The organism is Streptomyces sp. NPDC004539, assembly GCF_040610055.1.
In the GTDB taxonomy this organism is placed as follows: domain Bacteria; phylum Actinomycetota; class Actinomycetes; order Streptomycetales; family Streptomycetaceae; genus Streptomyces.
Window position 1 is genome coordinate 77,943 of record NZ_JBEXLS010000017.1, and the last position, 26,525, is coordinate 104,467.

Below are 26,525 nucleotides of genomic sequence, written 5' to 3' on the forward strand. Positions count from 1 at the left end.
GGCCATATTTCACTGTGCAGATGCAAGGCCGAGGGTCCGATCCGCAGGGTACCGTCTGTCGTATGCACAGCCTTGATGCGCTCGACGCCCGGATACTGCTCGCCCGGGACGACTCGCCCGAAGCGCCACTGATCGAGATCGCCTCCCGGCTGGGGGTGTCGCGGAACACGGTGCACGCGCGCTTGAAGCGGCTCCGCGACAGTGGGGCGCTGGGCACACCCAGCGCCTCACTCTCCCCCGGCGCGATCGGCCGGCCCCTGCTCGCCTTCATGACTCTGTCCGTGGCGCAGCAGCAGATCGACTCGGTCTACGCGGCGATCAGCGCAACTCCCGAGGTCATCGAGGTGCACACCACGACGGGAGACGCGGATCTCATGCTCCGGGTGGTCGCGCGCGACACCGCCGATCTGCACCGCATCACGCAGAGCGTGCAGTCGGCGCCCGGCGTGCAGCGCAGCAACACCTCGATCGCGACGACCGAGGTCGTCCCCCACCGAATGTCTCCCCTCTTGAACCGACTGGCGGCGGACGGTTCATGACGAGTTCCGCGTACGCTTCCCGGCCGCTGTCGGCGCACACCGGTCAAGAACGTGAGCGCACGATCCGCCTCCGGCCACGGCGGGAAGGTTCGGCGGGGTCGTCGGCGCCAACCAGGGTCAGGGAGGTCACCTGGCCGGTCACGGGGGCGCTCACGTCACCGTCGTCCGGGTCGGACTCGCGGTCGCGGCGGGCCTGCCACCGGTCGATGGCGATGTTGAGCCCCAGGCACACGACGGCCCAGCCGACGATCGTCGCCACGTGGCCGCCGAGGCCGGCGCCGTCGAAGTAGACGGCGGCGCGGACCGCGTCGACCGCGGCGGGCAGGGGCAGGACGTCGTTCAGGTCGCGGAAGACCTCGGGGACCATGTAGAGGGAGATGGCTCCGCCGGAGGCGGGGAGCCCGATCATCAGGGCGATCACCAGGACGGGAATGACGCCGGCGACGCCGAGGGTGCGGGTGAAGACCGCGGTGAACAGCGAGGTGCTGAAGATCGTGAGTGCCCCGAAACCGACCATCGCCCACCCGTGGCCGTTGATCGCGCCGATCAGGACGTCGAACAGCACCCACAGCCACACGGCCATGCCCACCGCCCAGCCCGCCATCATCGGCAGGAGCTGACGCAACCGCCTGATCTCGGGCGCGCCGCCGCGCAGTGCCGCCATGAGCAGGAAACCGGACATGATCCACGACATGGCCGCGTACATGCTGTTGCTGCCGTTGGAGTCGGAGGCGTTCAGCGGTTCGATGTCCGTCGTCTCCAGCGGAGTGCCCTGGCTCTCGGCGACCTGCTGGAACATCCCGCGCAGCGCGTTGTGCTGGCCGGCTCCGGCCGCGGACGAGGTGTAGAGCTGGGCCGCGCCCCCCTTGGTGGCGGGCAGGACGTACGCGCCGACGATCTCACGCTCGCGGATCTGGTCGGTCGCCTTGTCGAACGAGGTGCTCGGGGTCAGGGAGACGAGGTCACCCAGGCCCTGCTGGAGGCCCTCGGCCGCTTGCTCGCTCTGCTCCTGAGTGGTTCCGACGACCACGACGGGCATGTAGCGGATCTCGGGCTGGTGCAGGGCCGCGCTCATCATGCCGACGACGACGGTGAGGATGGCCAGCGGGAAGGCCGCAACGGCGAAGTACCGGAGCCGCTTGGAGCGGACCGGGCCGCCGGACATCGCGGGGCGCGGGGCGTCGGGGTCGCCGGGCTGCGGATCGCTCGCGAGCGCGGTCCCCTTGCGGTGCTCCAGCAGGAAGGCCAGCGCGAGGGCGGCGGCCATCCAGAGGGCGAGTGTGAGCAGGTGGCCGCCCACTCCTCGGCCGCCGAAGTAGACGACCGACCGGAGGGCCTCACCCGCGGCCGGCAACGGCAGCACGTCGTGCAGGAAACCGAAGAAGCCGGGCATCGAGTGGATCGGTGTGGCGAGGTTCGAGGAAGGTACGCCGAACACGACCCACAGCAGCATGCCGGGCAGCAGCGCCAGCCCGCCCAGGACTCTGGCCAGCAGCAGCTGGCCGATCCCCACGGCTCCGGTCGCCAGCAGGCCGATACCCACGAACGCCGGGTAGTGGCCGTCGACCGCTCCGACCATCGGCCCCAGAATCAGCCATGTCACGCTGCTGGTCAGTACTGCCCAGCCGGCCAGCAGTGGCAGGAACCTGCGCAGGGCGAGCAGGTGGGGCGCCGCCGTCATCATGCCGCTCAGGGGGACGTACCCGACCATGATCATGCCGATCGCGGCGAGCAGTACGGCTATGCCCGCGCTGTCTCCGGCGGGCAGCGGCGCGATGTCCTGGTTCTTGGTCGTCCAGTCGTGGCCCGCCGCCACCGGGGCCAGGATCTGCTTGACCGTTCCGGCCTGCGAGGCCCCGGCGGCCTGCGCGGTGTAGACGGTCGCCTCCGTGGAGCCGTCCGCGGGAATCAGCAGGACACCGGCGACGTCACGGTCCTTGAGCAGGTCCAGTGCCTCCCCGCGGTCGGTGACCAGCCGGGGAGCCGCCGCGCCGTCCCGCACGGACTTCAGATCGTCGACGACGGACACGGCCACGGGCCCCGAGCCGACCACGGCGACCGGCATGTCCCGGGTCTTCGGTGAGTGCATGGTGCCCATGTAGGTCGCGTACATCATCGTGACCATGAGGAAGGGGATGAGGAAGAGAAAGACGCGTTTGACGATCTCTCGCTTCCGGTCCGCTTCGGTCTGGTCCGGCTCGCGCCCGGTCAGCTCGGCGACGGGGGGCGGTGCTTCCATGACGTGCTCCTGATGGGCGTGGGGGCCACAAGGTCGGGCGATGCGCATAGTGCACATCGATGGCATCGTACGACTGGATTGCAGTATGCACAACGATGACATGATGCTACCCGCGCGTATGATGCACAGAGGAACCCGCATCCGGATGGGCTCGGTGCGCTCATTCCGGGCACGGAACAGAGGAGGCACGAGTGGACGCGCGGCAGGGTCAGCGGATGGAACGGGAACTGCTCATCTTGATGCGGCACATGACCATGGCCGGTCCCCGTGGACCGGGCAAGCACGCGGGGCTGGACCGCAGCGCGTACGTTCTGCTCAGCCGGCTCGAGGCACAGGGCCCCATGTCGATCCCCGACCTCGTCGAGGCGTTCGGCCTCGCGTCGTCCACCCTCAACCGCCAGACGACCGCCCTCCTCAAGAACGGCCTGGTCGAGCGTACGGTCGATCCCAACGGCAGCATCGTGCACAAGTTCCGTGTCACGCAGGAGGGAATCGACCGCCTCACGGCGGAGCGGGACAGAACGGCGTCCGGGCTGGCCGAGACCCTCGGTGACTGGACGTCCGAGAGGCTCGAACGCTTCATCGCCGATCTGGAGCAGTTCAACACCGACATCGAGTCGATGACGGGCCGCCCGTGGCCGCGCACGGGCCGCGCGCCGCGCTGAGCCGACCGGCGGGCATCCGTGTGAAGCACTGTCACGTCGCGCAGCGGTGACGTGACAGCCACCGGCAGATCCACCGGCCGCGCGCGGGGGCTGCCCGAGTGCCCCAGGGCGAACGCGGACGGTACGACGGTAGGAGAAGCCGGCCCCACATTCGCTTCCCCGGTACCGCCAGGGCATGGATTTCCGCACCTAGCATCGGACCCGGCTCAGCGAGCCCCGTCCCGTCCTCGCCACTCGTCCCGTACTCCCGCTGGGAGTACCTCCGTGGCCCCCTTTCCCCTCAGGCTCGGCCTGTTCCTCGGTGACGTGGGGCTCGTGAGGCCCGCCTGAACGGCTGGGAGGTGTCCGGGACGGCGGGGCCGGGGGCGGCACACGCAGGTGGAGAGGAACAGGGTGAGCATGCAGGTCGGAGAGCGTCGAGGGGCCCGCTCGGAGGCCGGGCGCGGCCCGCGGCGGATGCCGGTGCACCGGACACGTCCGATGTACAGGTACCCGGAGGGGCTCGCGGGTGGCGGGAGGCGGGGTGGCTCGCGTCGAACGGCCCGTGCCGGTGACCCACTGCCCGAGATAGCCCGTCGCGTGGCGATCGGCAGTGTCCTGATACTCCTCGTCAGCGGCGTCGTCTCTGTCGTGGTGTGGTTCTGTGTCACGTTCGAGGCCGTGGTGACACCTGTTCTGCTGGCGCTGCTCGGTGCCGCCCTGCTCGGCCCGCTGTATCGCCGGCTGATCGCGATGGGGGTCAACAGGTCGCTCGCCGCCGGGCTGACCTGTGCCGCCGTGGTCGTGGTCATGGGCGGGTCCGCGTACATCGTGGTCACCGCCCTCATGGACACGGGTGACCAGATCATCTCCTCCCTGCGTGACGCGGCGGCGTCCCTCGGCGAGAGGTTCGAGGTGGCGGGGACCTCCCTGGACGATCTCGCCGCCAACGCGAAGGACCTGCTGTCGAAGTTCGGGGGGACAGCCGTCTCCGGCATCCTGAGCGGCGTGAGCGTGGTCGTCGAGATGACCGCTACGGGCACCCTCGCGATCCTGCTCATGTTCTTGCGTGACTCCGACCGAGCTGTCACCGCGCTGCACGCGCTCGCGCCCCGGGGCAGCGGCGAGACTTTCGAGGCCGTCGCGCGGCGGGCCTTCCGGGCGATCGAGGGCTTCATGCGCGGCACGACCGTCGTCGCCTTCATCGACGCGGTCTGCATCACCGTCCCCCTGCTCGTCCTGGACGTGCCGGGTGCGGTCGGGCTCGGGGCTCTGGTGTTCATCGGCGCGTACATCCCCTACCTCGGGGCGCTCCTGTCCGGCACGGTCGCGATCCTGGTCTCGTTCGCCGACGGCGGGCTCGGCACCGCGCTGTGGGTCCTCGGCGTCGTCCTCCTGGTGCAGCTCGTCGAGGGCAACGTGCTCCAGCCGATGATCCAGAGCCGGACGTTGCAGATGCACCCCGCCGTCGTCCTCGTGGCCCTCACCGCCGGAGCCTCGGTCGCCGGAATTCTCGGCATGCTCCTCTCCGTCCCCATGACCGCGGCGGCGTTCGGCGTGCTGTCCGAGCTGCGCGGGCGGTACCGGGCCGACGCCGGTGACGCGGAGCAAGGGGAGCGAGGGCCGTCTTCTGGCCCCCTTTCACCGATCGGGGTGCACCCCCGGAGACGTATCAGTGGCCGGCACCTCTTCAAGGGTTCGTCCGGTGGAACCCCTTGATCTCCTGAGCGGCCCGGAACATCGCACGGTCGCTCGGCTGTCGACTCGCCTGGCGGCGGTACGGCAGGCTGGTTGGAGACACCCCCGGATCGGACAGTGGCCGGCGCTTCCGCCGGTTGCGGTGCGGGGCTCCCGGCGGCTGTCGTCGCCAGCCTGGGGCTGGCCGGGTGGCACGCGCGTACGTAATGGTGCTGGAGGACAGGAGCGCGCGTACGGCGATGGTGCACGACCGGCGGGCGCGCCTCGCCGAGGCCGGGGAACGGGCGCGTATCTCCAGGGAGATGCACGACATCCTCGGTCACGCCCTCGCTGTCGTGGTCGTCCGGGCCGACGGCGCGGCAGAGCTCGCGGAGACCAAGCCGAAGCGAGGAGTCCCTGGCCAACAGGCCCCGGCACGCCGCCTCCGATACCGAGGTCCACGCCACCGTGACCACGCAGCGGCACGCCGTACATGTGCTCGTCGAGGACACGGGGCCGCCTTCCGGGGAACGGGATCGTGCCTCGGAGGGTGAGGGGCGGGGGCTTCTCGGCATCCGCCGTCGCGCCGCGCTCTACCAGGGAACGGTCACGGCGGGTCCGAACGCAAGCAGCGGCTGGAGTGTGCACGCCGTTCTGTCTCTTCCCTCGTCCGGGCCCCCGGCCCTGGTGCCGGTACCACGGTAGGACACGGGCATGCCGCATTGGGTCCCGCGGTACCGAGGTGCGGCGGCGAACCAGACCTAGATTCGGGGCGGGTCGGGGAGCCCCGGCGTTCCACGCACCACGAGGGAGAAGCCACGTGCGAGTACTGCTCATCGAAGACGATCCGGATGTCGCGAGCTGCCTGATGCGCGGTCTGGCACGGTACGGCTGTGAGCTGACGTGGGCTCCCACGGGGCGGGACGGTCTCGCGGCGGCGGTCCCGGACGTGGTGCTGCTCGACCTGGGCCTGCCGGACGTCGACGGTCTCGACGTGTGCCGGGAGCTGCGGGACCGCAGCGACGTGCCGCTCATCGTGATCAGCGGCCGGGGCAGCGCGACGGACCGGGTCGTCGGACTCGAACTGGGTGCGGACGACTATCTGGTGAAGCCGTTCCTCGTACGCGAACTCGTCGCACGCGTACGAGCGGTGCGTCGGAGAGTCGGCGGACCGGCTCCCCTGGACGCCGCCTCCCCTTCCCTCGATCGGCGAAGCGTTCCGCCCGCGCGCGACACGTACGGCCGGGTGGCTGTCGACCGGCGTGCCCACCGGGTCTTCCTCGACGGTGCCGAGGTGGCGCTGAGCCCCAAGGAGTACGCCCTGCTGGAGTATCTGACGAGACAGGCCGGGGCACTGATGACGCGTGAGTCGATCATGTCCGCGGTGTGGGACAGCAACTGGTTCGGCTCGACGAAGACGTTGGACACCCACGTGACCGCCCTGCGGAACAAACTGGGGGACGCGCTGTGCGTGGAAGCCGTGCGCGGCGTCGGTTTCCGGCTGACCGTCAGGGCGACGCCTTCGCGCGGCGAACTCCCGCGAGCGGCTCCCCCGCAGGCCACCAGGCTTCTGGGAACTTCCTGAGAGACGCCGCCGGTTCGCCCGCCTGTCTGCCGGGCCCGGCCCGTTCTCGCCCGGTCGGGTCTCAGGAACCTCTCAGAACCTCTCCGGAACTCCGCAAGGACGGCCGACAGGCTGGGCGCGTCCCGTTCCCGCAATCGAAGCGGAGTCTCCCGACATGCCTGTCACCACCTCCCAGCGCCCTCACGGGGCCACGCAGCCCCGTTCCGTGTCACCCCCGCGCGACGGCCGGTACGCGCACGCCGTCGAGGGCGCGGTGGCCGGGCTGTGCGCGGTGCTCGCCATGGTCGTCGTCTCCGCGCTCGCCCTGACCCTGCTCGACGCCGGCTCGGTTGGATCGGTGGCGGCGCTGACGGCGGCCGTCGCCGCACTGGCCGTCGGCGGCTCCTTGACGGCCGGACCGGACGCCTCGGGCGCGACGGAGTCCTCGGGTTCCGGTCTCGCGGGCCTGTTCGGCGGCGGGGGCGGGATGAGTCCGGCCATGAACGGGTCGGCGGACGTGGTGCCGCTCGGGGTGACGCTCGTCGGGGCCGTCGTCCTGTGGTTGCTGTTCTCGCGGCGGCTGCGGCACCAGCGGTTCGACGCCGGTGAACTGGCCGTGCGCGCGGCCGGGACGGGGGCGGCGGCGCTGTTCGCCCTCATGATCCTGGCGGCTCTCGCGAAGGGGACGATCACGCTTCCCGCGTCGGTGACGAACCGGGGCGAGAGCGGCGGGGGCGCGGGTGGTGGAGGTCTGGCCGGTGGCGGCGGGATGCTGGGCCGGCTGCTCGGTGGCGGCGGGGGTGCGGCGTCCGAGCCGACGCTGGCCTACCACGCGAGTGTCGGGTCGGCGGCGTTCGGCGCACTGCTGTGGGTGGCGGTGGTCCTCGGGGTGGGATGTGTGGTCAGCCGGCGGGTGCGGGTTCCGCTGGGCGGGGCGGTGGATCGCTTCCGGTCCGGGTGGGCGCCCGCGCTCGGGGCGGTCGTCCGGATGATCCTGATCGTGGGTGTGGTCGCGCTGCTGGTGGTGGGCTTCGTCGGGCTGATGGCCGGCGGACGGGGCGCGACGGCGGCGGGCGCGGCCCTGCTGGTGGCGCCGAACGCGGTGGCGGCGTTCCTGTCGCTGGGCGTGGGGGCGCCCTGGACGGAGTCGACGGAACAGGTGAAGAGCGACGGCGGCAATCCGCTGGCCGGGCTGATGAGCACGCTGGGCGGCGGGCAGCGGCCGGTGGAGCCCGACCGGCACGAGCAGCTGCGGGCGGTGTCGGTGGCCGGCTGGCCGCTGTGGCTGATCGCGCTGGTGGTGACCGGGCTCGCGCTGGTGGTCTGCGCGTACACCGCCACCCGGAACGCGGACCCGCGGCACATGCGCCCGCTGCACCCCTACCGAGGACCGCTGGCCGCTCATGTCGGCCTGGCGGAGCGGTTCGGGCTCGTCACGGCCGCCGTGTTCGGCGTGGCCTGTGTGCTGGCGGAGGCGTCCGGCCGGTTCGGCGCGAGCATGTTCGGCAGCGAGATGGGCGGCACGCGGGCGCGGTTCGACGGCAGTCTGCCGATGACCCTGGCCGGCGGGCTGATCGCCGGGTTCGTCGCGGGGATGGCCGGCAGTCTCCTTTACCGGGCGATGACGTCCGGTCCTCGTATCCTCCCTCGCAAGCCCCCCTTGGAGGTACCCGTTGACCTTCGCTGAGCAGTCCGGCGCCGCGAACCTGATGGTCGTGGACGACGAGCCGACCGTACGGGAGCTGCTGTGCGCGGCGCTGCGGCACGCGGGCTTCACCGTCACGGCCGCCGCGACCGGCGGGGAGGCGCTGGAGGGCGCCCGGACGGCCTCACCCGACCTGGTGCTGCTGGACGTGATGCTGCCCGACATGGACGGCTTCGAGGTGATCCGCCGGCTGCGGGAGGCGTACGCTCCCGCAGCCGGCGGCCGGGGCGGGCACATCCCCGTCGTGTTCCTCACGGCCCGTGACACCACCCGCGACAAGATCGACGGCCTGCACCTCGGCGGCGACGACTACGTCACGAAACCGTTCGACCTCCAGGAGCTGATCGCCCGTATCCAGGCCGTCCTGCGCCGCACCGGCGGCGACCCGGCCGCCCTGCTGCGGGTCGCCGACCTGGAACTCGACCCCGAGGGCAGGCAGGCGACCCGGGCGGGCGTGCCGGTGCGGCTGTCGCCCACCGAGTTCCGCCTGCTGCGCCACCTGATGGTCAACGCGGGCCGCACGGTCTCCAAGGCGCAGATCCTCGACCGGGTGTGGGAGTACGACTTCAGCGGGGACACCGGCATCGTCGACACGTACATCAGCTACCTGCGCCGCAAGCTCGACAACGGCGGCCCGAAGCTGATCCACACCGTGCACGGCGTCGGGTACGTGCTGCGTGGACCCCGGACATGACGCGCCCCCGGTGGACGCGTGCCTCGTTGCGCAGCCGTGTCCTGCTGATCGCCGTCGCCCTGCTCACCGTGGGGTTCACGGCGTTCAGCCTGCTCACCGGAAACGCCCTGCGCGCCTACCTGGAGCACCGCGTCGACGGCCAGCTCAGGGCGGCGGCGCAGGTGTTCTCGCTGCTGCCGCCGGTCGCGGCGGAGACCGGCGCCGACCGCACGCCTCCGCCCGGCCTCGCGAACTTCAGCACGGACGTGCTCGGCAACCCCGTCATCACGTACGTCGACGACGCCGGCGCGGTGAAGAGCAGCATCGACTCGCTGGCCGGCCCGAACCGGGACGAACGCGCGGCGGGTCCGGCACTCCCCCGGCTCACCTCGGCGGCGGTCGCCGCGCACGGCGGGCGGCCCTTCACGGTCGACAGCACACGCGGGGACGTGCGGTGGCGGGTGATCGCCGTCCCCCGAGGCACCTTGTCGGGACCCGGCAGCGTGCTGGTGTCCGTGTCCCTGGCCGAGGTGGACTCCACCGTCGACAAGATGTGGCGGATCTACGAGGTCGCCGGGCTCTGTCTGCTCGGCGCGCTGGCGGGGGCGGGCTGGTTCGCGGTCCGTTCCGGGCTGCGGCCCCTGTCGGACATCGAGCGGACCGCCGCCGAGATCGCCGGCGGCGACCTGTCCCGGCGGGTCCCCGAACAGGCGGGCCCCGGCACCGAGATCGGCCGGCTGGCCTCGGCGCTGAACGGGATGCTTGGGCAGATCGAGGCCGCGTTCGCCGCCCGCGCCGAGTCCGAGGCCCGTATGAGCCGGTTCGTCGCCGACGCCAGTCACGAACTGCGCACCCCGCTGGCCGGCATCAAGGGCCTCACCGACCTGCACCGCATGGGGGCCCTGTCCCGGCCCGGCGAGATCGACGACACCATGAACCGCATCGCCCGCGAGTCCGACCGCCTCACCCGCCTCGTCGAGGACATGCTCCTGCTCGCCCGCCTCGACGAACAGACCGCGGCCGGCCCGGAGCACCGCAACCCGACCGCACTCGATCTCGCCCCCACCGACCTGCGCACCCTCGCCGTCGACGCCCTCCACGACGTACGGGCGCTGGACCCTGCCCGCCCCGTCACCCTCACCGGCCCGGACGGCGAGGGACCGCCCTCCCCCGCCCCCGCTCTCGCCGACGAGTCCCGGCTGCGCCAGGTCGTCACCAACCTCGTCGGCAACGCCGTCACCCACACCCCGCCCGGCACAGCCGTACGCATCGGCGTCGGCACCCTCGGCGGGCACACGGTCCTCGAAGTCGCCGACCAGGGACCGGGGCTGACCGGCGACCAGCTCTCGCGGATCTTCGACCGCTTCTACCGCGCCGACGCCTCCCGCACCCGCGCCACCGGCGGCGCGGGCCTCGGCCTCGCCATCGCCCGCTCCCTCGTCACCGCCCACACGGGCCGCATCGAGGTGCACTCGGTCCCCGGACACGGCACGACGTTCCGGGTCCTGCTCCCGACGGATTCGGACAGCCACAAGGCCGATCTGCTCTGTCGGTGAGGTCGGTGAGGTCGGTGAGACCAGTCAGGTGAGTGGGGCCGGTGCGTGATGTGGCCGACAGCGCCGCGCCCCGCACGACGTTCTGCCGTGCCGCTCCGTCATGACGCCGACCGCCCGCCCCGCTTCGGCGGACGGGGCAGGAAACCGCTGGTGCGCGCCATGTACGCGGCGTAGCCGGGGCGGTCGGCCATGTGCCGTTCCAGGAGGCGTTGTCCGCTGCCCCGGGTCAGCAGCAGGCTCATCACGACCGGGGAGACGAGGGAGACGGCGGCGGCCTGCGGGGAGTCGCAGGTGAGCAGGAACAGGCCCCACCACACGCAGAAGTCGCCGAAGTAGTTGGGGTGCCGGGTCCACGCCCACAGCCCGCGGTCCATGACCGCTCCCCGGTTGGCGGGGTCGGCCTTGAACCGGGCCAGCTGGGCGTCCCCGACCGCCTCGAAGCCGAGGCCGACCGCCCACAGCGCGGCCCCGGCCCAGGCGAGGGCCGACGGCGGGGCGGGCACGTACTGGGCGGCCTGCACGGGCAGCGACACCAGCCACACCAGGGCGCCCTGGAGCAGGTACACCTTGCGCAGGGCGTAGGCATTGCGGCTGCCGGGAGCCTTGGCGAGCATCGCCTCGTAGCGCGGGTCCTCGCCGTGCCCCCGGCCCCGTCGGGCGATGTGGGCCGCGAGCCGCAGCCCCCAGAGCGCCGTCAGCGAGGTCACGAGCAGGCGGCGTCCGAGGTCTCCGTGGCCGGCGGAGGCGGCGAAGGTCACCGCGGCCACCGCGGTGAAGGCGATCCCCCAGGCCACGTCCACGATCCGGTGGACGCCGACGCGCAGCGCGACGGCGAAGGTGGCCAGCATGACGCCCAGCGCCGCGCCGGCGGACCACGCGAGGCCCTCCGCGAAGGGGCCCCATCCGAAGCCGCTGACAGGCGTCATCGGGCCGGGTCCTCCTTCGTGAACACGTACTGCTGGACGTCGAGGTAGCCGGAGCGGAATCCGGCCTCGGAGTAGGCGAGGTAGAAGGTCCACAGGCGGCGGAAGGTCGCGTCGAAGCCGAGGGCGTCGACCTCGGCGGCGCGTTCGGTGAACCGCTCCCGCCACAGGCGCAGGGTCTCGGCGTAGTGGGCGCCGAAAGCGTCCCGGCGGGTCAGGCGCAGCCCGGTGTGGTCGCGGGCGGTCTCCTCGATCGCCTGGGTCGAGGGGATGAGGCCGCCGGGGAAGACGTACTTGTGAATCCAGGTGAAGGTGGCGCGGGCGGCGAGCATGCGGTCGTGGGGCATGGTGATCGCCTGGAGCGCCACCCGGCCGCCGGGGGCGAGCCGTTCGTCGAGGGTGCGGAAGTAGTCCGGCCAGAACTCCGCGCCGACCGCCTCGATCATCTCGACGCTGACGACGGCGTCGTACTCCCCGCGTGCCTCCCGGTAGTCGCGCAGTTCGACGGAGACCCGGTCCTGAACTCCCGCCGCCCGTACGCGTTCCAGGGCCAGGGCCCGCTGCTCGGCGGAGAGGGTGAGGGAGGTGACGTGGGCGCCTCGGGCGGCGGCGCGCAGGGCCAGTTCGCCCCAGCCGGTGCCGATCTCCAGCAGCCGGGTGCCCGCGGCGACGCCGGCGAGGTCAAGGAGGCGGTCGATCTTGCGGTGCTGGGCCGCCGCCATGAGGTCCCAGCTCGCCGGGAAGCCGCGGAAGACGGCCGAGGAGTAGCTGAGGGTGTCGTCGAGGAAGAGGGCGAACAGGTCGTTGGAGAGGTCGTAGTGGCGGCTGATGTTCGCGCGGGAGCCGTCGGGGGTGTTGCGTTCGTCGTGCGGGTGCTTCAGGGCCCACAGTCCGCGCAGGCGTTGCAGCGGGGCCGGGATCAGGCCGGCCAGGTCCGCGGCGAGCACGGTGAGGACGGCGACGAGGTCGGGGGCGTCCCACTCGCCGGCCATGTAGGACTCGCCGAACCCGACCAGGCCGCCGGTGCCGACGCGGGCGTGGAAGGCCGCCGGGTCGTGCACCTCCAGCAGCGGGCCGCCGCGTCCCGTGTCGTCGCGGCCCGCGAACCGGGCCCGCACAGGCAGTCCGTCCAGGGCCCGGCGGATCAGCGCGCCGGTCACGGCGGTCCGGGGCCACGAGGAGGCGGGTACGGCGGCCACGTCCGGCCAGCGGGCGGCGTCGACGGGCGTGTCGGCGGGGCTGCGGTGGTCCGCGGTTCTCATGTCACGTTCTCCGGGGTGCGGTGGTCGTCGGGCCGGGGCTGGACGGGCAGGCCCCGCAGGTAGAGGCGGATGCCGTGGAAGCGGATCGCTGCCGAGACGGCGAGGGTGGACCAGGGGTGGCGCAGGGCGGCCCGCAGCAGGTTCGGGACGGTCGCCGGATGCCGGGTGCCGCGGACGGTGGCCGTCAGGGTGCGGGCGCCCTCGCGGTCCAGGCGTACGGTCAGGTCGAGCCGGGGGCCCGGTGTCGGCAGGCGCATGCGGTAGCGGCCGTCAACGGGGAGGAACGGCGAGACGTAGAACTCCTTGTCGGCGCCGGCCGTCCCGGTCTCGTCGGGGTGCAGGAGGTAGGCGTGCCGGCCGCCGTAGGTGTTGTGCACCTCGGCGACCACGCAGCGCGGTTCGCCGTCGGGTCCGTGGCACCAGTACAGGCTGATCGGGTTGAACACGTATCCGAAGACCCGGGCGTGGGTGAGCATCAGGACCGGCCCGCCCTCCAGGTCGACGCCGTGTCCGGCGAGGAAGGCGTCGAGGGCGGCGCGCAGGGACGGCCGGTCGCCGGTGAAGTGGTCGCGCGGGTCGAAGCGGGCCAACGGCCGCAGCGGGCGCGGCAGTCGTGGCGGCCGGTCGGGGTCGATGAGCCACATGTACGTGCGGTGGCGCAGCGTGTACCGCGACGGGGTGGTCCGTACGTGGCGGATCGTGCACGTGTACAGGGCGGCGTTCACCAGCGTGTCCCCAGCGCGGCGGCGGCCTCGACGCCGGAGCGGCAGCCGTCCTCGTGGAACCCCCACCCGTGGTAGGCGCCCGCGAACACGCAGACGTCGCGGGCGAGTTCGGGCAGCCGCTGCTGGGCGGCCACCGACTCCGGGGTGTAGACGGGGTGTTCGTAGACCATGCGGGCCAGCACCCGTCCGCTGTCGACGCGGTCCTCGCCGCCCAGGGTGACGACGAACGTCTCGGTGGCGTCGAGGCGTTGGAGCCGGTTCATGTCGTAGCTGACGCGGACGCGGTCGGCGCCCGCCGTGCAGGAGGGCATGAGGTAGTTCCAGGAGGCGCGGGCGGCGCGGGCGCGGGGCAGCAGCCGGGTGTCGGTGTGCAGGAGGGTGGTGTTGCGCGAGTAGCGGAACGCGCCGAGGACGTCCCGTTCCTGGTCGGTGGGGTCGGCGAGGAGGCGCAGCGCCTGGTCCGGGTGGACCGCGATCACCACGGCGTCGTACGACTCGGTGCGGTCGCCGGCGGTGACCTCGGCGCGGTCGGCGTGGCGGCGTACGGCCTGTACGGGGGTGCCGGTGCGGATCTCGCCGATGTGCTTGGCGAGGCGGTCGACGTAGGCGTGGGAGCCGCCGGTGACCGTGCGCCACACCGGTGAGCCGGTGACGGAGAGCAGCCCGTGGTGTTCGAGGAAGCGGAACAGGTAGGCGGCGGGGTAGCGCTGGGCGGTGACGGCGTCGCAGGACCAGACGGCCGAGACGACCGGGGTCATGAAGTGGGTGCGGAAGTAGGCGGAGAAGCCCTCCCGGTCCAGGAACTCGCCCAGGGTGAGGTCCTGTTCGCCGTCCCCGGCCAGCAGGCGCCGTGCCGCCCGGTGGAAGGCGGGCACCTCCGCGAGCAGCCTCAGGTACGCGCCGCGCAGGGCGTGGCGGGGGCGGGCGAGCAGTCCGGCGGGGCCGCGCGCTCCGGCGTACTCCAGTCCGCAGCCCTCGCACCGGACGGACATGCTCATCTCCGACTCCTGTGTGGCGACGCCGAGTTCGTCGAAGAGGCGCAGGAGGTTCGGGTAGGTGCGGCGGTTGTGCACGATGAACCCGGAGTCCACGCGGTGCACCCGCCCGTCGTACGGCGAGGTCAGCTCGTGGGTGTGCGCGTGCCCGCCGAGCCGGTCGTCGGCCTCGTACAGGGTGACGTGGCAGGTGCGCCCCAGGATGTAGGCGGCGGTCAGCCCCGCCACACCGGAGCCCACCACCGCCGTCCGCCGCACACCCGAAGCCCCTGTCGGCATCCGCTCCATCGACCGTCCTTCCGCTCCGCGTCAGCTGGGTTCCAGGCGTAATCCGGAACAGGTCGGAGGGCGGATTGGTCGGAGCGGGCGTCGGTTCCGCCGATGTGTTCCACGGCGTCTGTCACGGCAGTCGACATGGCGTTCCCGTAGGTGAAACGGGCAGGGCTACCATGCGGCATGACCCCACGGACACCGGCGTCGGCAGCCGACGAACCCGCGCCCTCCTTCTCGCAGTCTCTGGAACGCGGCCTGCTGGTGCTCTCGTCGTTCAGTGAGAACAGGCCGGTACTGGGCATCTCGGAGCTGGGCCGGGAGGTCGGGCTCAATCGCAGCACCACGTACCGGTACGTGGCGACGCTCGCGAAACTCGGCTACCTGCGGCAGGACCCGGAGTCGAGGAAGTACTCGCTCGGCCCGAAGGTCGTGGACCTCGGGTTCGCGGCGATCAACTCCATGGAGATCACCCGGGTCGCCGGGCCGTTCCTGCAAGCCCTCTCGGACGAGACCGGATACACGGTGAGCATGGCCGTGCTGGACGGCCCGGACATCGTGTTCGTCGACCGGCGCCGCAGCAGCCGTGCGGGCGCCTTCGCCCTGGGCCTGCACCTGCATGTCGGCTCCCGTCTCCCGGCCTACTGCACCTCGCTGGGCAAGGTCCTGCTCGCCCACCAGGAGCCGGCCGCGCTGCGCGACCTGATCGACCGCACGGATCTCGCCCGGCGGGGGCCTCGGACGATCACCGCGCGGGAGCAGCTCATGGTGGCGCTGGCCCGGGTCCGGCGGACCGGGCTGGCGCCCAACGACGAGGAACTCGCGCCGGGGCTGCGGTCCCTGGCCGCGCCGGTGCGGGACCGGTCCGGTGCCGTGGTGGCCGCGGTGAACGTCGCGGTGCATCTCACGGTCCGGAACGCCTCGGCCGAATCCGTCATGTCCCGTCTCGAAGCCCCTCTGCGGCGCACCGGCCTGGAGATCTCCGCACGTCTGGGCCATCGGCCTCAGGTCTGACACGGAGCCGTCGATCACGCTGTTCCAATAGCTCGAACAGCCGTCGCCGCATGCGGAACATTACGTACGCGTTTCGTTGACACGCCCTCGCAGCAGGCGCAGACTCACGCCGCCGGACGTAAATCTGTGAAAGCGAATTCACCAGGCGAACAGAGTTGTTCCCTGCGTGTGGGAGGCCGCCATGCGTGTACAAGCCGCCGTGTTCGACGAGCAGGACGGCCCGTTCCGGCTCCAGGACGTGGAGATGGACGATCCGGGCGAGGGCGAGGCCGTCGTCCGGATCGTGGCCACCGGCGTCTGCCACACCGACGGCCTGGCCCGCCACGGCGACCTCCCCTTTCCCGCGCCGGGCGTGCTCGGCCACGAGGGCGCCGGGGTCGTCGTCGCGGTGGGCGGCGGGGTGACGTCCGTGAGGGAGGGCGATCACGTCGTCATCGGCTGGCCCTGGTGCGGGGAGTGCCGCAACTGTCTGGCCGGGGAGCCGCGTTACTGTGCCCGGCTCGGGGAACTCCTCGTCGGCGGGGTCCGGCCGGGGACCGGGGCCTCGGCCCTGCGGCATCTGGACGGCGGCACGCTCCACGGACACTTCTTCGGCCAGTCGTCCTTCGCCACCCACTCCCTCACCCGGGCCAACAGCCTGGTCAAGGTCCCGCACGACGTCCCGCTCGACCTGCTCGGCCCCCTCGCCTGCGGGCTGTCCACCGGAGCCGGCGCCGTCCTCAACACCCTGCGCCCGCCCACCGGTTCCAGCCTCGTGGTGTACGGCACCGGCTCGGTGGGACTGGCGGCCGTGATGGCGGCCCGCAACAGCGGCGCGACCACGATCATCGCCGTCGACCGGCACGCCTCCCGCCTGGAGCTGGCGAGGGAACTCGGCGCCACCCACACCGTGAACGCGGCCGACACGGACCCCGTCGCCGCCGTCCACGACATCTGCGGCGGCCCCGCCGACAACGCCCTGGAGTGCACCGGCATCGTCTCCGTCGTCCGCCAGGCCGCCGACTCGGTCGGCATGCTCGGCACCTGCGCGCTCATCGGCGGCGCCCCGGCGGGAGCCGAGTTCACCCTCGACCACCTCACCACCCTGTGGGGCAAGCGTGTCGTCGGCGTCCTCGGCGGCGGCGGTCGCAGCACCGAACTCATCGGCGCGCTCATCGACCTGTACCGCCAGGGCCGCTTCCCCATGGAACGTCTCGTCTCCTGGTTCGCCTTCGACGAGCTCGAACAGGCCCTCGCCGCGTCGTACGCCGGCGACGCCATCAAGCCGATCGTCCGTATGCCCGCCTGACCGGCGCCCCCGCACACAGCCGTTCCCGTACCGAAAGAAGCCCCCGCATGACTCTCTCCCGTGACCTCCGTATCGGCGGCAAGGACGTGCCCGCCCTCTCCGGCCGCACCGCCGAGGACCTCAACCCCTACACCGGTGAGCTGTACGCGACCGTCGCCGCGGCCGGACCCGAGGACGTGACCCGGGCCGTGGACGCGGCCGACGCGGCGTTCCCCGCGTGGGCCGCCGTCACCCCGTTCGCGCGGCGCACGATCTTCCTCAAGGCCGCGGACCTCCTGGACGCCCGCGGTGAAGAGGTCGCCGAGATCATGGCCCAGGAGGCCGGCGGCACCCGGCCCTGGGCCTACTTCAACGTGGGCCTGGCCGCGAACATCCTGCGGGAGGCCGCCGCCGCGATCACCTCGCCGCGCGGCGAGGTGCTCAGCGCGCAGGAGGCGGGCGCCCTCGGTCTCGCGATACGCGAACCGCTGGGCGTGGTGGCGGCGTTCGCGCCGTGGAACGCCCCGGTCATCCTCGGGGTGCGGGCCGTCGCGGCGCCGCTCGCCGCCGGCAACACGGTCGTCGTCAAGGCGAGCGAGGACGCCCCGGTGGCCTGCGGGCTGCTCGTCGCGGACGTCCTGCACGAGGCCGGGCTGCCGGACGGCGTGCTCAACGTCGTCACCAACGACCGGGCCGACGCCGCCGAGGTCGCCGAGGCACTCATCGCCGACCCCCGGGTGCGGGCCGTCAACTTCACCGGCTCCACGGACGTGGGCCGGATCATCGGCACCCACGCGGCCCGGCACCTCAAGCCCGCCCTGCTCGAACTCGGCGGGAAGAACTCGATCATCGTCCTGGACGACGCCGACGTGGACTACGCGGTCGACGCGGCCACGTTCGGTGTCTTCATGAACGCCGGTCAGATCTGCATGTCCGGGGACCGCGTCCTGGTGCACGAGTCGCTGGCCGAGGAGTTCACCGCGAAGTTCGCCGCCAAGGTGGCCGCTCTGCCCTCGGGCGACCCCTCCGAGCCCACCACGGTGATCGGCCCCCTGGTCAGCCCGGCCGCCGCGCGACGCGTCGCGGCTCTCGTCCAGGACGCGGTCAGCCGGGGCGCCACCGTCCTCACCGGCGGCACAGCCCCGCAGGGCGCGGTCCACCCGGCGACCGTCCTCACCGGCCTCCCCCTGGACGCCGGCCTGTACGCCACGGAGGCGTTCGGCCCCGTGTGCGTGATCGACACCTTCGCCACCGACGACGAGGCCGTCGCCAAGGCCAACGACACCGACCACGGCCTGACCGCCGGTGTCATCACGGAGAACGCCACCCACGGACTCCGCGTCGCCCGGCGTGTCCGCACCGGCATCGTGCACGTCAACGACCAGTCCGTCGCCGACGAGCCGCAGGCCCCCTTCGGCGGCTCCAAGGCATCCGGCTACGGCCGCTTCGGAGGCCGCTGGGGCATCGAGGCGTTCAGCGACACCCGCTGGGTGACGATCGCGACCGAACAGGCGCACTTCCCGTTCTGATCCGGAAGGCCCGCCGGAGACCGGCCGAAGACCGCTGGTGCGCCGCGACCGCCGGGCGCGGCGCCTGACGCCGTCTCAGGAGAGCGCGTCCCCTTCGGTGAGGGCCGCGGCCCGGCTCGCCAGCGTCTCCAGCAGCAGGTCCACGGCCTCCTCGAACGAGCTGTGCCCCATGCGGTGCAGCTCGCCGCGTACGGCGGTGAGGGCGGGGAAGCCGACGGGGTCGAGCCCCTGGTAGGCGTCCAGCCAGGCGTGCCGGTCGGCCTCTCGGCGTTCGCGCGGGAGGGTGAGGAGGGCGGCGTCCATGGCGGCGTGGCCGAGGACGGTGTCGATGAAGGTGAGGTAGAGGCGGGCGGCGTCGGCGGGCGGGAACCCGGCGGACAGGAGCAGCGCGATGCCGGTCTCCACGGCGCGCATCTCGTTCTCGCGCCGGGTCACCCGGTAGGCGGTGAAGGCCGCCGCGCGGGGGTGGGCGAGGTATCCGCCGCGTACCCGCAGGGCCATCTCGCGCAGGGAGGCGACCCAGTCGTCGCCGGGGACGAAGCCGGCCATGGCGTCGCCGATGATGCGGTCGCAGACGGCGAGGAGGAGGTCGTCGGTGCCGTGGAAGTAGCGGTAGAGGGCGGTCGGGTCGCAGCCGAGGGCGATGCCGAGGCGGCGCACGCTGAGGGCCTCCGGGCCGTGCTCGCCGACCAGCCGCAGCGCGGTGTCCACGATCAGCTCCTCCGACAGCAGGACCCCGGAGCGGGTGGGCCGTCTGCGTCTGCGTTCCTGCGGTACCCGGCCGGACATGGCGGCTCCCCTCCCGCTCCGGCGGACGTCCCGCCGGGCACCGGCGAGTAAAGACGCCCCGGCGGCCTTACGTCAACAGCATTGACGCAAGGTGAGCGCCAGGTGTTCCATCACAGTCCCGCGCGGCTCTTCCACCGTCCCCTTTCGTGAGGAGCCTTTCCATGTCGTCCGCGTCCCCGCACGCCCCCGCCGCCCTGCGCCGTTCCCTCGGCGTCGTGGACGGGGTGGCCGTCGCCGCCTCCAGCACCGCCGCCACCACGAGCATCGCCATCGGCATGGGCACGATCGCCTCGGTCGTCGGCCTCCAGGGTCCGGCGCTGCTGCTCCTCGCCTTCCTGCCGGTGCTCGGCATCGCCACGGCGTACACCCGCCTGAACCGTTCGGAGCCCAACTGCGGCAACGGCTACACCTGGGTCGGCCGCTCCCTCGGCCCCTGGCCGGGCTTCCTGACCGGCTGGGTGACGGTGGCCGGTTCGGTCGTCTTCTGCGCCTACACCAGCGCGATCATGGGTTCGGTCGTCCTCGCCTTCGCGAACAAGGCGGGGCTGCGTACGGTCGCGGGGGTCGCCCTCGACCCGACCTCGATGGGGATCACGACGGCCGTGGGCCTGGTGATCCTGCTGGGCCTCGCGGCGCTCGCGGTCACCGGGATTCGCGCCGCCACCCGCTTCCAGTTCGCGCTGCTGGTGTTCGAGTACGCGGTGCTGCTGGGGTTCTGCGCCTGGGCGATGATCACCGGTGACCACGCCTTCTCCTGGTCCTGGTTCGACCCGTTCGCGATCTCCGACGGCACGGCCTTCGCGAAGGGCCTGGTCCTCGCGGTGTTCTTCTTCTGGGGCTGGGACGCGGCGTTCAGCGTCACCGAGGAGACGAAGGGCCCCGAGGACTCCTCCCGCAGCGGGCTGATCGCCCTGTTCGCGATGCTCGGCCTGTTCCTGTTCGCCTCGGTCGCCTTCCAGCGCGAGATGAGCCTGACCGAACTCATCACGAACGGCCCGCAGGCCCTGCCCTACCTGGGCGAGAAGCTGGCCTCGGAGCCGTGGGCGACCCTCCCCCTGGTCGCGCTGATGTTCTCGGCGGCGGCCTCGGTGCAGTCCACGCTCATCCCGACGGCACGCGGCCTGCTCGCGATGGGCCGCGACCGCACGATGGGCCCGGTGTGGAAGCGGGTCCACCCCCGCTACGGCACCCCGGCCGCCGGTACGGCCGTCGTCCTGGCCGTCTCCTCGGTGATCGCGCTGCTGGCCGTCGCCATCCCGAAGCTGAGCGACATGCTGCTGGCGGCCGTCAACTCCATCGGGCTCGTCGTGTCCCTCTACTACGGCCTGACCTCGCTCGCCTGCGCGGTCCGCTTCCGGACAGCCGCCCGCCGCGAGGGCTGGCGCACCGCCGTGCTCGCCGTGGGCGTTCCGGCGGTGTCCGGAGTGGCCCTGCTGGGTCTCGGCGGCTACCTCGGCTACTCGTACCTGACCATGAGCGACCACTTCGAACTGAGCCCGGACAACGGCTGGTTCATGTTCTCCCTGCCCGCGCTCATCGTCCTGTCGGGGCTGGTGATGGCGGCGGTCGCCAAGTACGGCCGGCGCTCGCCCTACTTCACGACCGGCCGGGGCACGGACGCCGAGGCGCTCACCCTGCCCATGGACAAGACCCCCGCCTGACGCCCGTCTCCCCTCATCCCGCAAGGAGTTCGTCCCATGCAGCAGTCCCCCGCCGATCTCGTCCTCACCGGCGGCCCCGTCCACACCGTCGATCCCGCGCACCCCCACGCCACGGCGGTGGCGGTCCGGGCCGGGCGGATCGTCGCGGTGGGCCACGACGAGGTGCACGCGCTCATCGGTCCGGGCACCGAGGTCGTCGACCTCGCCGGGAAGCTGCTGCTGCCCGGTTTCCAGGATGCCCACGTCCATCCGGTGGGCGCGGGCCTGGAACTGGGCCAGTGTCACCTCGCGGACACGACGGACCCCGCGGAGTACCTGCGCCGGGTCCGGGCGTACGCGGACGCGCACCCGGACGTCGAGTGGATCACGGGCGGCGGCTGGTCCCTGGAAGCGTTCCCCGGCGGCTCCCCCACCGCCGACGCGCTCGACGGCGTCGTACCCGGCAGGCCCGTGTTCCTGCCCAACCGGGATCATCACGGGGCGTGGGTCAACAGCCGGGCCCTGGAGCTGGCGGGGATCACGGCGGACACGCCGGACCCCGTGGACGGGCGGATCGAGCGGGACGGGCGGGGGCGGCCCACCGGGATGCTCCAGGAGGGCGCGGTGCATCTGGTCGGGCGGCTCGTCCCGGAGCCCACGTACGCCGAGCGGCTGGCGGCGCTGCTGCGGGCTCAGGGGGTGCTGCACGCGCACGGGGTCACCGCGTGGCAGGACGCGATCGTCGGGTCGTACGCCAACATGACCGATCCGGCGCCGGTCTACCGGGCGGCGCAGGAGCAGGGGCTGCTGACGGCGCGGGTGGTGGGCGCGTTGTGGTGGGACCGGGAGCGGGGTGCCGAGCAGATCGGTGAACTGGTCGAGCGGCGGCGGGAGTTGACGACCGAGCGGTTCCGCGCGGGCACCGTGAAGATCATGCAGGACGGGATCGCCGAGAACCGTACCGCCGCGCTCCTCGCGCCCTACCTCACCTCCTGCGGCTGTACGTCCGGGATCAGCTTCGTGGACCCGGGTGACCTGCGGAAGTACGTCACCGAGCTGGACGCCCTCGACTTCCAGGTCCACTTCCACGCGCTGGGCGACCGCGCGGTGCGGGAGGCGCTGGACGCGGTGGAGGCGGCCCGGACCGCGAACGGCCGCCGGGACACCCGGCACCATCTGGCCCACCTCCAGATCGTCCACCCGGACGACGTCCCGCGCTTCCGCGCGCTCGGCGCCGCCGCCAACCTCCAGATGCTGTGGGCGGCCCACGAACCGCAGATGGACGAGCTGACCCTGCCCCTCCTCGGCCCCGAACGCGGCGCCCGCCAGTACCCCTTCGCCGACCTCATGCACTCCGGCGCCGTGCTGGCCGCCGGCAGCGACTGGCCCGTCTCCTCCCCCGACCCCCTCCAGGCCCTCCACGTCGCCGTCAACCGCACGGCCCCCGACGCGCCCGAGGGCACCCCGGTCTTCCTCCCCGCCCAGCGCCTCCCCCTCGCCGCGGCCGTCGCCGCGTACACGGCGGGCAGCGCGTACGTGAACCGGCTGGACGCCGTCTCCGGCACGATCACCCCGGGCAAGGCGGCCGATCTGGTCGTCCTCGACCGGGACCCGTTCGCGGGAGCGCCCGAGGAGATCGCGGCGACGAGGGTCCAGCAGACGTTCGTGGAAGGGGTCCGGGTGTACGCGTCACCCGACGCCTGAGTCCGGGTCGGGGGCTCGGGGAACGCGCAGTTCGAAGCAGGCGCCGAGGGTCCGGGGGGCCAGGGTGAGGGTGCCTCCGTGGCGGTGGGCCAGGTCGCGGGCGATGGCGAGGCCGAGGCCCGTGCCGCCCTGGTCGCGGGAGCGGGCGTCGTCGAGCCGGACGAAGCGTTCGAAGACGCGCTCGGCGTCCTCGGGGGGTATGCCCGGTCCGTCGTCGTGCACCGTGAGGACGACGTGGTCCTTCTCGCCCCGGACGGTGATCTGGACGCGGTGCGCGGCGTGGCGGGCGGCGTTGTCGACGAGGTTGCGCAGGAGCCGTTCGTATTCGTCGGGGTTGCCGTGGGCGAACGCGGGTCCGGTGCTGTCGCAGCTGAGGGTCAACGGCCCGTCGGCGAGGGGGTGATGGTCCGTGAGGCGGGTCGCCAGGGCTGTGAGGTCGACGGGCTCCGTGGCGGTGGTGGGGGTGCGGGTGTCGAGGCGGGCCAGGAGGAGCAGGTCCTCGGCGAGGGCCTGGAGGCGGCGGGTCTGGCGGGCGGCGGTGGTGGCCGTCGCGGGCCAGTCGGCGCGTTCCGGGTAGGCGAGCGCGACCTCCAGGCTGGCCAGGAGGGTGGTGAGGGGGCTGCGGAGTTCGTGGGCGGCGTCCGCGACGAAGCGGCGCTGCTGGAGGGCGGCGTTGTCGAGGCGTTGCAGGGTGCTGTTGATGGTGGTGGCCAGGGCGGCGATCTCGCGCCCCGAGGCGGGGACGATGACGCGTTCGTCGCTCGCGGTGACCGAGGCGGTGAGGACACGGATCGCTTCGACCGGCCGCAACGCGATACGGACGGCGAGGTAGGTGATGGCCGCGACCAGCACGAGGATGACGAGTCCGGCCGGCCACAGGCGGCGGTCGGCGGCTTCGGTGAGCAGTTCGGTCGCTTGCGGGAGCACCATCACGTAGACCCGCAGCCGTGCGTCGGCGGTGACTCCCAGCGCGGCGGCCTTGTCGCCGCTGAGCTCTGCGGCGTCGATGTCGCAGGTCATGGCCTGCTGGGTGCCGCCCGCGGCACTGAGCGAGTCCTTGGCGCTGTGGTTGCGGTTCACCGGCAGGTGGACGGTGACGGGCATCTTCCAAGGGGGCTCCCCGCTCTTGGACGGGGCGGGCAGCACATGGCTGGTCTCGGGGTAGGAGGTGGCCAGGAACCCGCCCCGGGCGACAGAGGTGCGCCGGTCGGTCGCGACGACCTCGAACGGCACGGCGCTCTCCGAGGAGGGCACGACACCTCGGCTCACCTGGTCGCAGAGATAGTCCCGTTGCGCCCGAGCCTGCTCCTCGACGATGTGCGTGCTCTGGCGGCGGACGTCGTGGTGCACCCACCAGCCGGTGCCGACGAGGATGACGGCGACGGCCGAGGCGGCGGCCAGAGCCGCACGGACCCGCGTCGAACGCGGCCACCGACGCCGCTGTCTCTCAGTCGCGTTCACGGTCATCCACCAATCGGTAGCCGGTGCCCCGGACGGTCTGGAGGGACTGCCGCTCGAACGCGGCGTCCACCTTCTTGCGCAGCGCGCTCACCCGTGCCTCCACCAGGTTCGGATCGAGGGCTTCGTCGGGCCACGCGTGGTAGAGCAGATCCGCCTTGGAGACCGCCTGCCCGGCCCGGCGGGCGAGGAGTTCCAGCACGGCGAACTCCCTCGGGGTGAGGTCCACTTTCTCTCCCGCCCGGCGGCAGACTCGCCCGGCGACGTCCAGCGAGAGGTCGCCCACGGCGAGGACGGGCGGCGCGGCGGCGGCGCCCCGCCGGACCAGGGCGCGCAGCCGGGCGACGAGGACCATGTACGAGAACGGTTTGGCCAGGTAGTCGTCGGCGCCCGTGTCCAGCGCCTCCGTCTGGTCCCAGTCGCCGTCCTTCGCGGTGAGGACCAGGATGGGAGTCGCGTTGCCCTCGCGGCGCAACTGGGCGCAGACCTTGTAGCCGTTGAGGCCGGGGAGCATCAGGTCCAGGACGATCAGGGTGTATTCGCCGGTCCTCGCCATCCACAGGCCCTGCCGGCCGTCGTGGGCGAGGTCCACGCTGTAGCCCTCGGCGGTCAGGCCGGTGTGCAGGGTATGGGCGAGGTCCACCTCGTCTTCGACCACCAGGATGCGCATGCGGTGCAGCCTCGCACAGCGCCCGGCCGCCTTCCTGATCGTCCGGTCAGGTTGGATCAGCATCCGGTCAGCGGGGTCCGGGCACGCTGGCGGCGATCTTCTCGCCGCCGAAAGGGCCTGTCGCCGATGTCCGTCGATGAACGTGTTCCCGTTGTCACCAGAACGGTTTCCGCCGTCCGCCGGCCGTCGCCGGGGCCGGTCGTCGTCCTCGCGCCTCTGGTGCTGACGATCGCGCTGGGGCTCTGGGGAATCCGCCGGGAGAACACCCTGTGGGGAGACGAGGCGGTCACCTACCAGGTCGCGCGGCGGGACCTCTCGCAGATATGGCTCACCGCGCAGCACGTCGACCTCGTCCACGCCCTCCACTACGCCCTGACGCACGCGGTGTTCGAGCTGTTCGGCGCGGGACTGGTGACGTTGCGGCTGCCGTCCGTGCTGGCGATGGCCGGGGCGGCGAGCGGGGTCGCGCTCCTGGGGTGGCGCCTCGCCGGGCCCCGTGCCGGGCTGGCGGCCGGGGCGGTGTTCGCGCTGCTTCCGCAGGTGCAGAAGTACGCGCAGGAGGGGCGTTCGTACGCGCTGGTCTGCGCGTTGGTGACCTGGGCCACCTATGCGCTCGTGACCGCCGTTCCCCGTCGCGGCCGGTGGCGGTGGGTGGTCTACGGCTCTCTCATGCTGACGGCCTGTCTGCTGCACGAGTTCGCGGTCCTCGCACTGTTCGCGCACGGTGTCACGCTGGCCGTCTCGCGGGTTCCGGCGCGGGTGTGGAGGGCGTGGGTGGTGGCTGCCGGGGGTGTGGTGGCCGGACTGCTGCCGCTGGCGGTCCTCAGCGCGGGGCAGTCGGGGCAGGTGGCGTGGATCGACGGGCCGGTGCGGCTCAACCACCTGCTGGTCATGGCGGTCGTGGGGGTGGCGTGCGCCCTCGGGCTGAGGGTGCCCGGACGGCTCGTCGCGCTGGCCGTGCCGCTTCTCGTGCTGCCGGGTCTCCTGCTGTTGCTCGCCTCGCTGGTCAAGCCGCTGTTCGTCGACCGGTACGTGCTCTACAGCAACATCGGGATCGCCCTGCTGCTGGGCGCCTGGACGGACCTTCTCCAGCGGCGGTGGCTGTCTCCCCGTGTCACCTGGATCGCGGGGGTCGCCGTGCTCGCGATGCTCGTGCCGCCGAGCCTCTCACTCCGCACACCGCAGAGCCGCACCAACAACGCCACCGGCGTCGCCATGGCCGTACGCGCGGAAGGGCGTGTCGGGGACGGGCTGCTCTATCTCACCGAGCAGCACCGTATCTTGACCTCGGCCGATCCTGAGGACACGGGGTTCCTCACGGACCTCGCGCTGGCCCGGGACGGGGTTTCGTCGCACACGCTGGTGGGGGTCGAGGTGCCGGCCCGTGAGATCGCGGCCCGCATGCTGGAGTTCGATCGGATCGTCGTGGTGGGTGGGGCGGGGGGTCGTTCGGTGGGTGATGCGCGGGAGGAGGTGAAGAGGAGGACGCTGCGGGGGTGTTTCCGTGAGGAACGGGCGACCTGGGTGAGCGGGGCGCGGGTCGGTGTCTACGTCCGGGAGCAGGAGTCGGCCGCGGTGGCGCCTTCGCGTGCCCGGGGCGACGGAGTTGCCGGATCGGCGTGGGGGCGTGCAGCCGGCTCGTGTGCTCCGACGGCTCTCGACGGCTGATCGTGGGACAGGTC

22 protein-coding genes are annotated in these 26,525 nt (G+C 72.4%); 14 read left to right on the forward strand and 8 right to left on the reverse strand.

What is annotated here, in order from left to right:
- The first annotated feature begins 62 nt into the window (after window positions 1-62).
- Window positions 63-539 carry an Lrp/AsnC family transcriptional regulator gene (locus ABZX85_RS30715; RefSeq protein WP_355875545.1) on the forward strand — a complete coding sequence of 159 codons (477 nt, stop codon included), beginning with the start codon at window positions 63-65 and terminating at the stop codon, window positions 537-539.
- A 43-nt stretch (window positions 540-582) separates the two neighbouring features.
- Here the strand turns inward: ABZX85_RS30715 and ABZX85_RS30720 are convergent, their stop codons facing one another.
- Window positions 583-2,778 (reverse strand): ABC transporter permease, encoded by a 2,196-nt coding sequence (locus ABZX85_RS30720; protein WP_355875548.1) that lies wholly within the window; start codon window positions 2,776-2,778, stop codon window positions 583-585.
- Between the two features lie 191 nt (window positions 2,779-2,969).
- On the opposite strand from ABZX85_RS30720, the gene ABZX85_RS30725 reads away from it, so the two are divergent.
- The 7 genes from ABZX85_RS30725 (at window position 2,970) to ABZX85_RS30755 (ending at window position 10,597) form a co-directional block, all read left to right on the forward strand.
- Window positions 2,970-3,443, forward strand: coding sequence for a MarR family winged helix-turn-helix transcriptional regulator (locus tag ABZX85_RS30725; RefSeq protein WP_355875551.1), 474 nt, complete (start codon window positions 2,970-2,972; stop codon window positions 3,441-3,443).
- A gap of 585 nt (window positions 3,444-4,028) precedes the next feature.
- Window positions 4,029-5,141 carry an AI-2E family transporter gene (locus ABZX85_RS30730; RefSeq protein WP_355875911.1) on the forward strand — a complete coding sequence of 371 codons (1,113 nt, stop codon included), beginning with the start codon at window positions 4,029-4,031 and terminating at the stop codon, window positions 5,139-5,141.
- A gap of 218 nt (window positions 5,142-5,359) precedes the next feature.
- Window positions 5,360-5,653: a histidine kinase gene (locus tag ABZX85_RS30735; protein ID WP_355875914.1), complete on the forward strand. Its 294-nt coding sequence runs from the start codon at window positions 5,360-5,362 to the stop codon at window positions 5,651-5,653.
- Window positions 5,654-5,919: 266 nt separating this feature from the next.
- Window positions 5,920-6,684, forward strand: coding sequence for a response regulator transcription factor (locus ABZX85_RS30740; RefSeq protein ID WP_355875554.1), 765 nt, complete (start codon window positions 5,920-5,922; stop codon window positions 6,682-6,684).
- Between the two features lie 154 nt (window positions 6,685-6,838).
- The gene (locus ABZX85_RS30745) at window positions 6,839-8,350 is read left to right on the forward strand and encodes a streptophobe family protein (protein WP_355875557.1); all 1,512 of its coding nucleotides are present in this window, start codon (window positions 6,839-6,841) and stop codon (window positions 8,348-8,350) included.
- Window positions 8,351-8,372: 22 nt separating this feature from the next.
- Window positions 8,373-9,062, forward strand: a complete 690-nt coding sequence (locus ABZX85_RS30750) for a response regulator transcription factor (RefSeq protein ID WP_355875917.1) — start codon at window positions 8,373-8,375, stop codon at window positions 9,060-9,062.
- The gene (locus ABZX85_RS30755; RefSeq protein ID WP_355875560.1) at window positions 9,059-10,597 is read left to right on the forward strand and encodes a HAMP domain-containing sensor histidine kinase; all 1,539 of its coding nucleotides are present in this window, start codon (window positions 9,059-9,061) and stop codon (window positions 10,595-10,597) included. Before ABZX85_RS30750 ends, ABZX85_RS30755 begins: the two co-directional genes overlap by 4 nt.
- A 98-nt stretch (window positions 10,598-10,695) precedes the next feature.
- Here ABZX85_RS30755 and ABZX85_RS30760 read toward each other — a convergent pair whose 3' ends face one another.
- Genes ABZX85_RS30760 through ABZX85_RS30775 form a run of 4 tightly spaced genes read right to left on the reverse strand, consistent with a single transcriptional unit; the run spans window position 10,696 to window position 14,781 of the window.
- Window positions 10,696-11,523 (reverse strand): DUF1295 domain-containing protein, encoded by an 828-nt coding sequence (locus tag ABZX85_RS30760; RefSeq protein ID WP_355875562.1) that lies wholly within the window; start codon window positions 11,521-11,523, stop codon window positions 10,696-10,698.
- On the reverse strand, window positions 11,520-12,782 hold the full coding sequence (locus ABZX85_RS30765) for a class I SAM-dependent methyltransferase (protein WP_355875563.1): 1,263 nt from the start codon (window positions 12,780-12,782) through the stop codon (window positions 11,520-11,522). The genes ABZX85_RS30760 and ABZX85_RS30765 overlap by 4 nt, the downstream gene beginning before the upstream one ends.
- Window positions 12,779-13,507, reverse strand: coding sequence for a DUF1365 domain-containing protein (locus ABZX85_RS30770; protein ID WP_355875566.1), 729 nt, complete (start codon window positions 13,505-13,507; stop codon window positions 12,779-12,781). Before ABZX85_RS30770 ends, ABZX85_RS30765 begins: the two co-directional genes overlap by 4 nt.
- Entirely contained in the window at window positions 13,504-14,781 is a 1,278-nt protein-coding gene (locus ABZX85_RS30775; RefSeq protein ID WP_355875920.1) for an FAD-dependent oxidoreductase, read from the reverse strand. The genes ABZX85_RS30770 and ABZX85_RS30775 overlap by 4 nt, the downstream gene beginning before the upstream one ends.
- 177 nt (window positions 14,782-14,958) lie before the next feature.
- On the opposite strand from ABZX85_RS30775, the gene ABZX85_RS30780 reads away from it, so the two are divergent.
- The 3 genes from ABZX85_RS30780 (at window position 14,959) to ABZX85_RS30790 (ending at window position 18,582) form a co-directional block, all read left to right on the forward strand.
- Complete coding sequence (locus ABZX85_RS30780; RefSeq protein ID WP_355875569.1) at window positions 14,959-15,786, forward strand: IclR family transcriptional regulator; 828 nt, start codon at window positions 14,959-14,961, stop codon at window positions 15,784-15,786.
- Between the two features lie 181 nt (window positions 15,787-15,967).
- Complete coding sequence (locus ABZX85_RS30785; protein WP_355875572.1) at window positions 15,968-17,074, forward strand: NAD(P)-dependent alcohol dehydrogenase; 1,107 nt, start codon at window positions 15,968-15,970, stop codon at window positions 17,072-17,074.
- 47 nt (window positions 17,075-17,121) lie between these two features.
- Entirely contained in the window at window positions 17,122-18,582 is a 1,461-nt protein-coding gene (locus ABZX85_RS30790) for an aldehyde dehydrogenase family protein (protein ID WP_355875575.1), read from the forward strand.
- 75 nt (window positions 18,583-18,657) lie between these two features.
- On the opposite strand, the gene ABZX85_RS30795 is transcribed toward ABZX85_RS30790, so the two are convergent.
- Window positions 18,658-19,371 (reverse strand): TetR/AcrR family transcriptional regulator, encoded by a 714-nt coding sequence (locus ABZX85_RS30795; protein ID WP_355875578.1) that lies wholly within the window; start codon window positions 19,369-19,371, stop codon window positions 18,658-18,660.
- Between the two features lie 161 nt (window positions 19,372-19,532).
- Here ABZX85_RS30795 and ABZX85_RS30800 point away from each other — a divergent pair, with 161 nt between their 5' ends.
- Complete coding sequence (locus ABZX85_RS30800) at window positions 19,533-21,032, forward strand: APC family permease (protein WP_355875581.1); 1,500 nt, start codon at window positions 19,533-19,535, stop codon at window positions 21,030-21,032.
- Window positions 21,033-21,068: 36 nt separating this feature from the next.
- Window positions 21,069-22,715 carry an amidohydrolase gene (locus ABZX85_RS30805; RefSeq protein WP_355875583.1) on the forward strand — a complete coding sequence of 549 codons (1,647 nt, stop codon included), beginning with the start codon at window positions 21,069-21,071 and terminating at the stop codon, window positions 22,713-22,715.
- Here the strand turns inward: ABZX85_RS30805 and ABZX85_RS30810 are convergent.
- Both ABZX85_RS30810 and ABZX85_RS30815 read right to left on the reverse strand, forming a co-directional pair.
- A complete protein-coding gene (locus ABZX85_RS30810; protein ID WP_355875586.1) occupies window positions 22,701-24,176 on the reverse strand; it encodes a HAMP domain-containing sensor histidine kinase in 1,476 nt (491 codons plus the stop codon). The genes ABZX85_RS30805 and ABZX85_RS30810 overlap by 15 nt on opposite strands.
- Window positions 24,163-24,843 carry a response regulator transcription factor gene (locus ABZX85_RS30815; RefSeq protein WP_355875589.1) on the reverse strand — a complete coding sequence of 227 codons (681 nt, stop codon included), beginning with the start codon at window positions 24,841-24,843 and terminating at the stop codon, window positions 24,163-24,165. Before ABZX85_RS30815 ends, ABZX85_RS30810 begins: the two co-directional genes overlap by 14 nt.
- A gap of 126 nt (window positions 24,844-24,969) precedes the next feature.
- Between ABZX85_RS30815 and ABZX85_RS30820 the strand changes: the two genes are divergently transcribed.
- A complete protein-coding gene (locus ABZX85_RS30820) occupies window positions 24,970-26,511 on the forward strand; it encodes a glycosyltransferase family 39 protein (protein WP_355875592.1) in 1,542 nt (513 codons plus the stop codon).
- Window positions 26,512-26,525 lie beyond the last annotated feature (14 nt).

Excerpts from the sequence above, each read along its gene's own strand:
- ABZX85_RS30715 (WP_355875545.1), top strand. The coding sequence starts at position 63 with ATGCACAGCCTTGATGCGCTCGACGCCCGGATACTGCTCGCCCGGGAC.
- ABZX85_RS30720 (WP_355875548.1), bottom strand. The coding sequence starts at position 2,778 with ATGGAAGCACCGCCCCCCGTCGCCGAGCTGACCGGGCGCGAGCCGGAC.
- ABZX85_RS30735 (WP_355875914.1), top strand. The coding sequence starts at position 5,360 with ATGGTGCACGACCGGCGGGCGCGCCTCGCCGAGGCCGGGGAACGGGCG.
- ABZX85_RS30745 (WP_355875557.1), top strand. The coding sequence starts at position 6,839 with ATGCCTGTCACCACCTCCCAGCGCCCTCACGGGGCCACGCAGCCCCGT.
- ABZX85_RS30750 (WP_355875917.1), top strand. The coding sequence starts at position 8,373 with ATGGTCGTGGACGACGAGCCGACCGTACGGGAGCTGCTGTGCGCGGCG.
- ABZX85_RS30755 (WP_355875560.1), top strand. The coding sequence starts at position 9,059 with ATGACGCGCCCCCGGTGGACGCGTGCCTCGTTGCGCAGCCGTGTCCTG.
- ABZX85_RS30760 (WP_355875562.1), bottom strand. The coding sequence starts at position 11,523 with ATGACGCCTGTCAGCGGCTTCGGATGGGGCCCCTTCGCGGAGGGCCTC.
- ABZX85_RS30765 (WP_355875563.1), bottom strand. The coding sequence starts at position 12,782 with ATGAGAACCGCGGACCACCGCAGCCCCGCCGACACGCCCGTCGACGCC.
- ABZX85_RS30775 (WP_355875920.1), bottom strand. The coding sequence starts at position 14,781 with ATGCCGACAGGGGCTTCGGGTGTGCGGCGGACGGCGGTGGTGGGCTCC.
- ABZX85_RS30780 (WP_355875569.1), top strand. The coding sequence starts at position 14,959 with ATGACCCCACGGACACCGGCGTCGGCAGCCGACGAACCCGCGCCCTCC.
- ABZX85_RS30785 (WP_355875572.1), top strand. The coding sequence starts at position 15,968 with ATGCGTGTACAAGCCGCCGTGTTCGACGAGCAGGACGGCCCGTTCCGG.
- ABZX85_RS30790 (WP_355875575.1), top strand. The coding sequence starts at position 17,122 with ATGACTCTCTCCCGTGACCTCCGTATCGGCGGCAAGGACGTGCCCGCC.
- ABZX85_RS30795 (WP_355875578.1), bottom strand. The coding sequence starts at position 19,371 with ATGTCCGGCCGGGTACCGCAGGAACGCAGACGCAGACGGCCCACCCGC.
- ABZX85_RS30800 (WP_355875581.1), top strand. The coding sequence starts at position 19,533 with ATGTCGTCCGCGTCCCCGCACGCCCCCGCCGCCCTGCGCCGTTCCCTC.
- ABZX85_RS30805 (WP_355875583.1), top strand. The coding sequence starts at position 21,069 with ATGCAGCAGTCCCCCGCCGATCTCGTCCTCACCGGCGGCCCCGTCCAC.
- ABZX85_RS30815 (WP_355875589.1), bottom strand. The coding sequence starts at position 24,843 with ATGCGCATCCTGGTGGTCGAAGACGAGGTGGACCTCGCCCATACCCTG.
- ABZX85_RS30820 (WP_355875592.1), top strand. The coding sequence starts at position 24,970 with ATGTCCGTCGATGAACGTGTTCCCGTTGTCACCAGAACGGTTTCCGCC.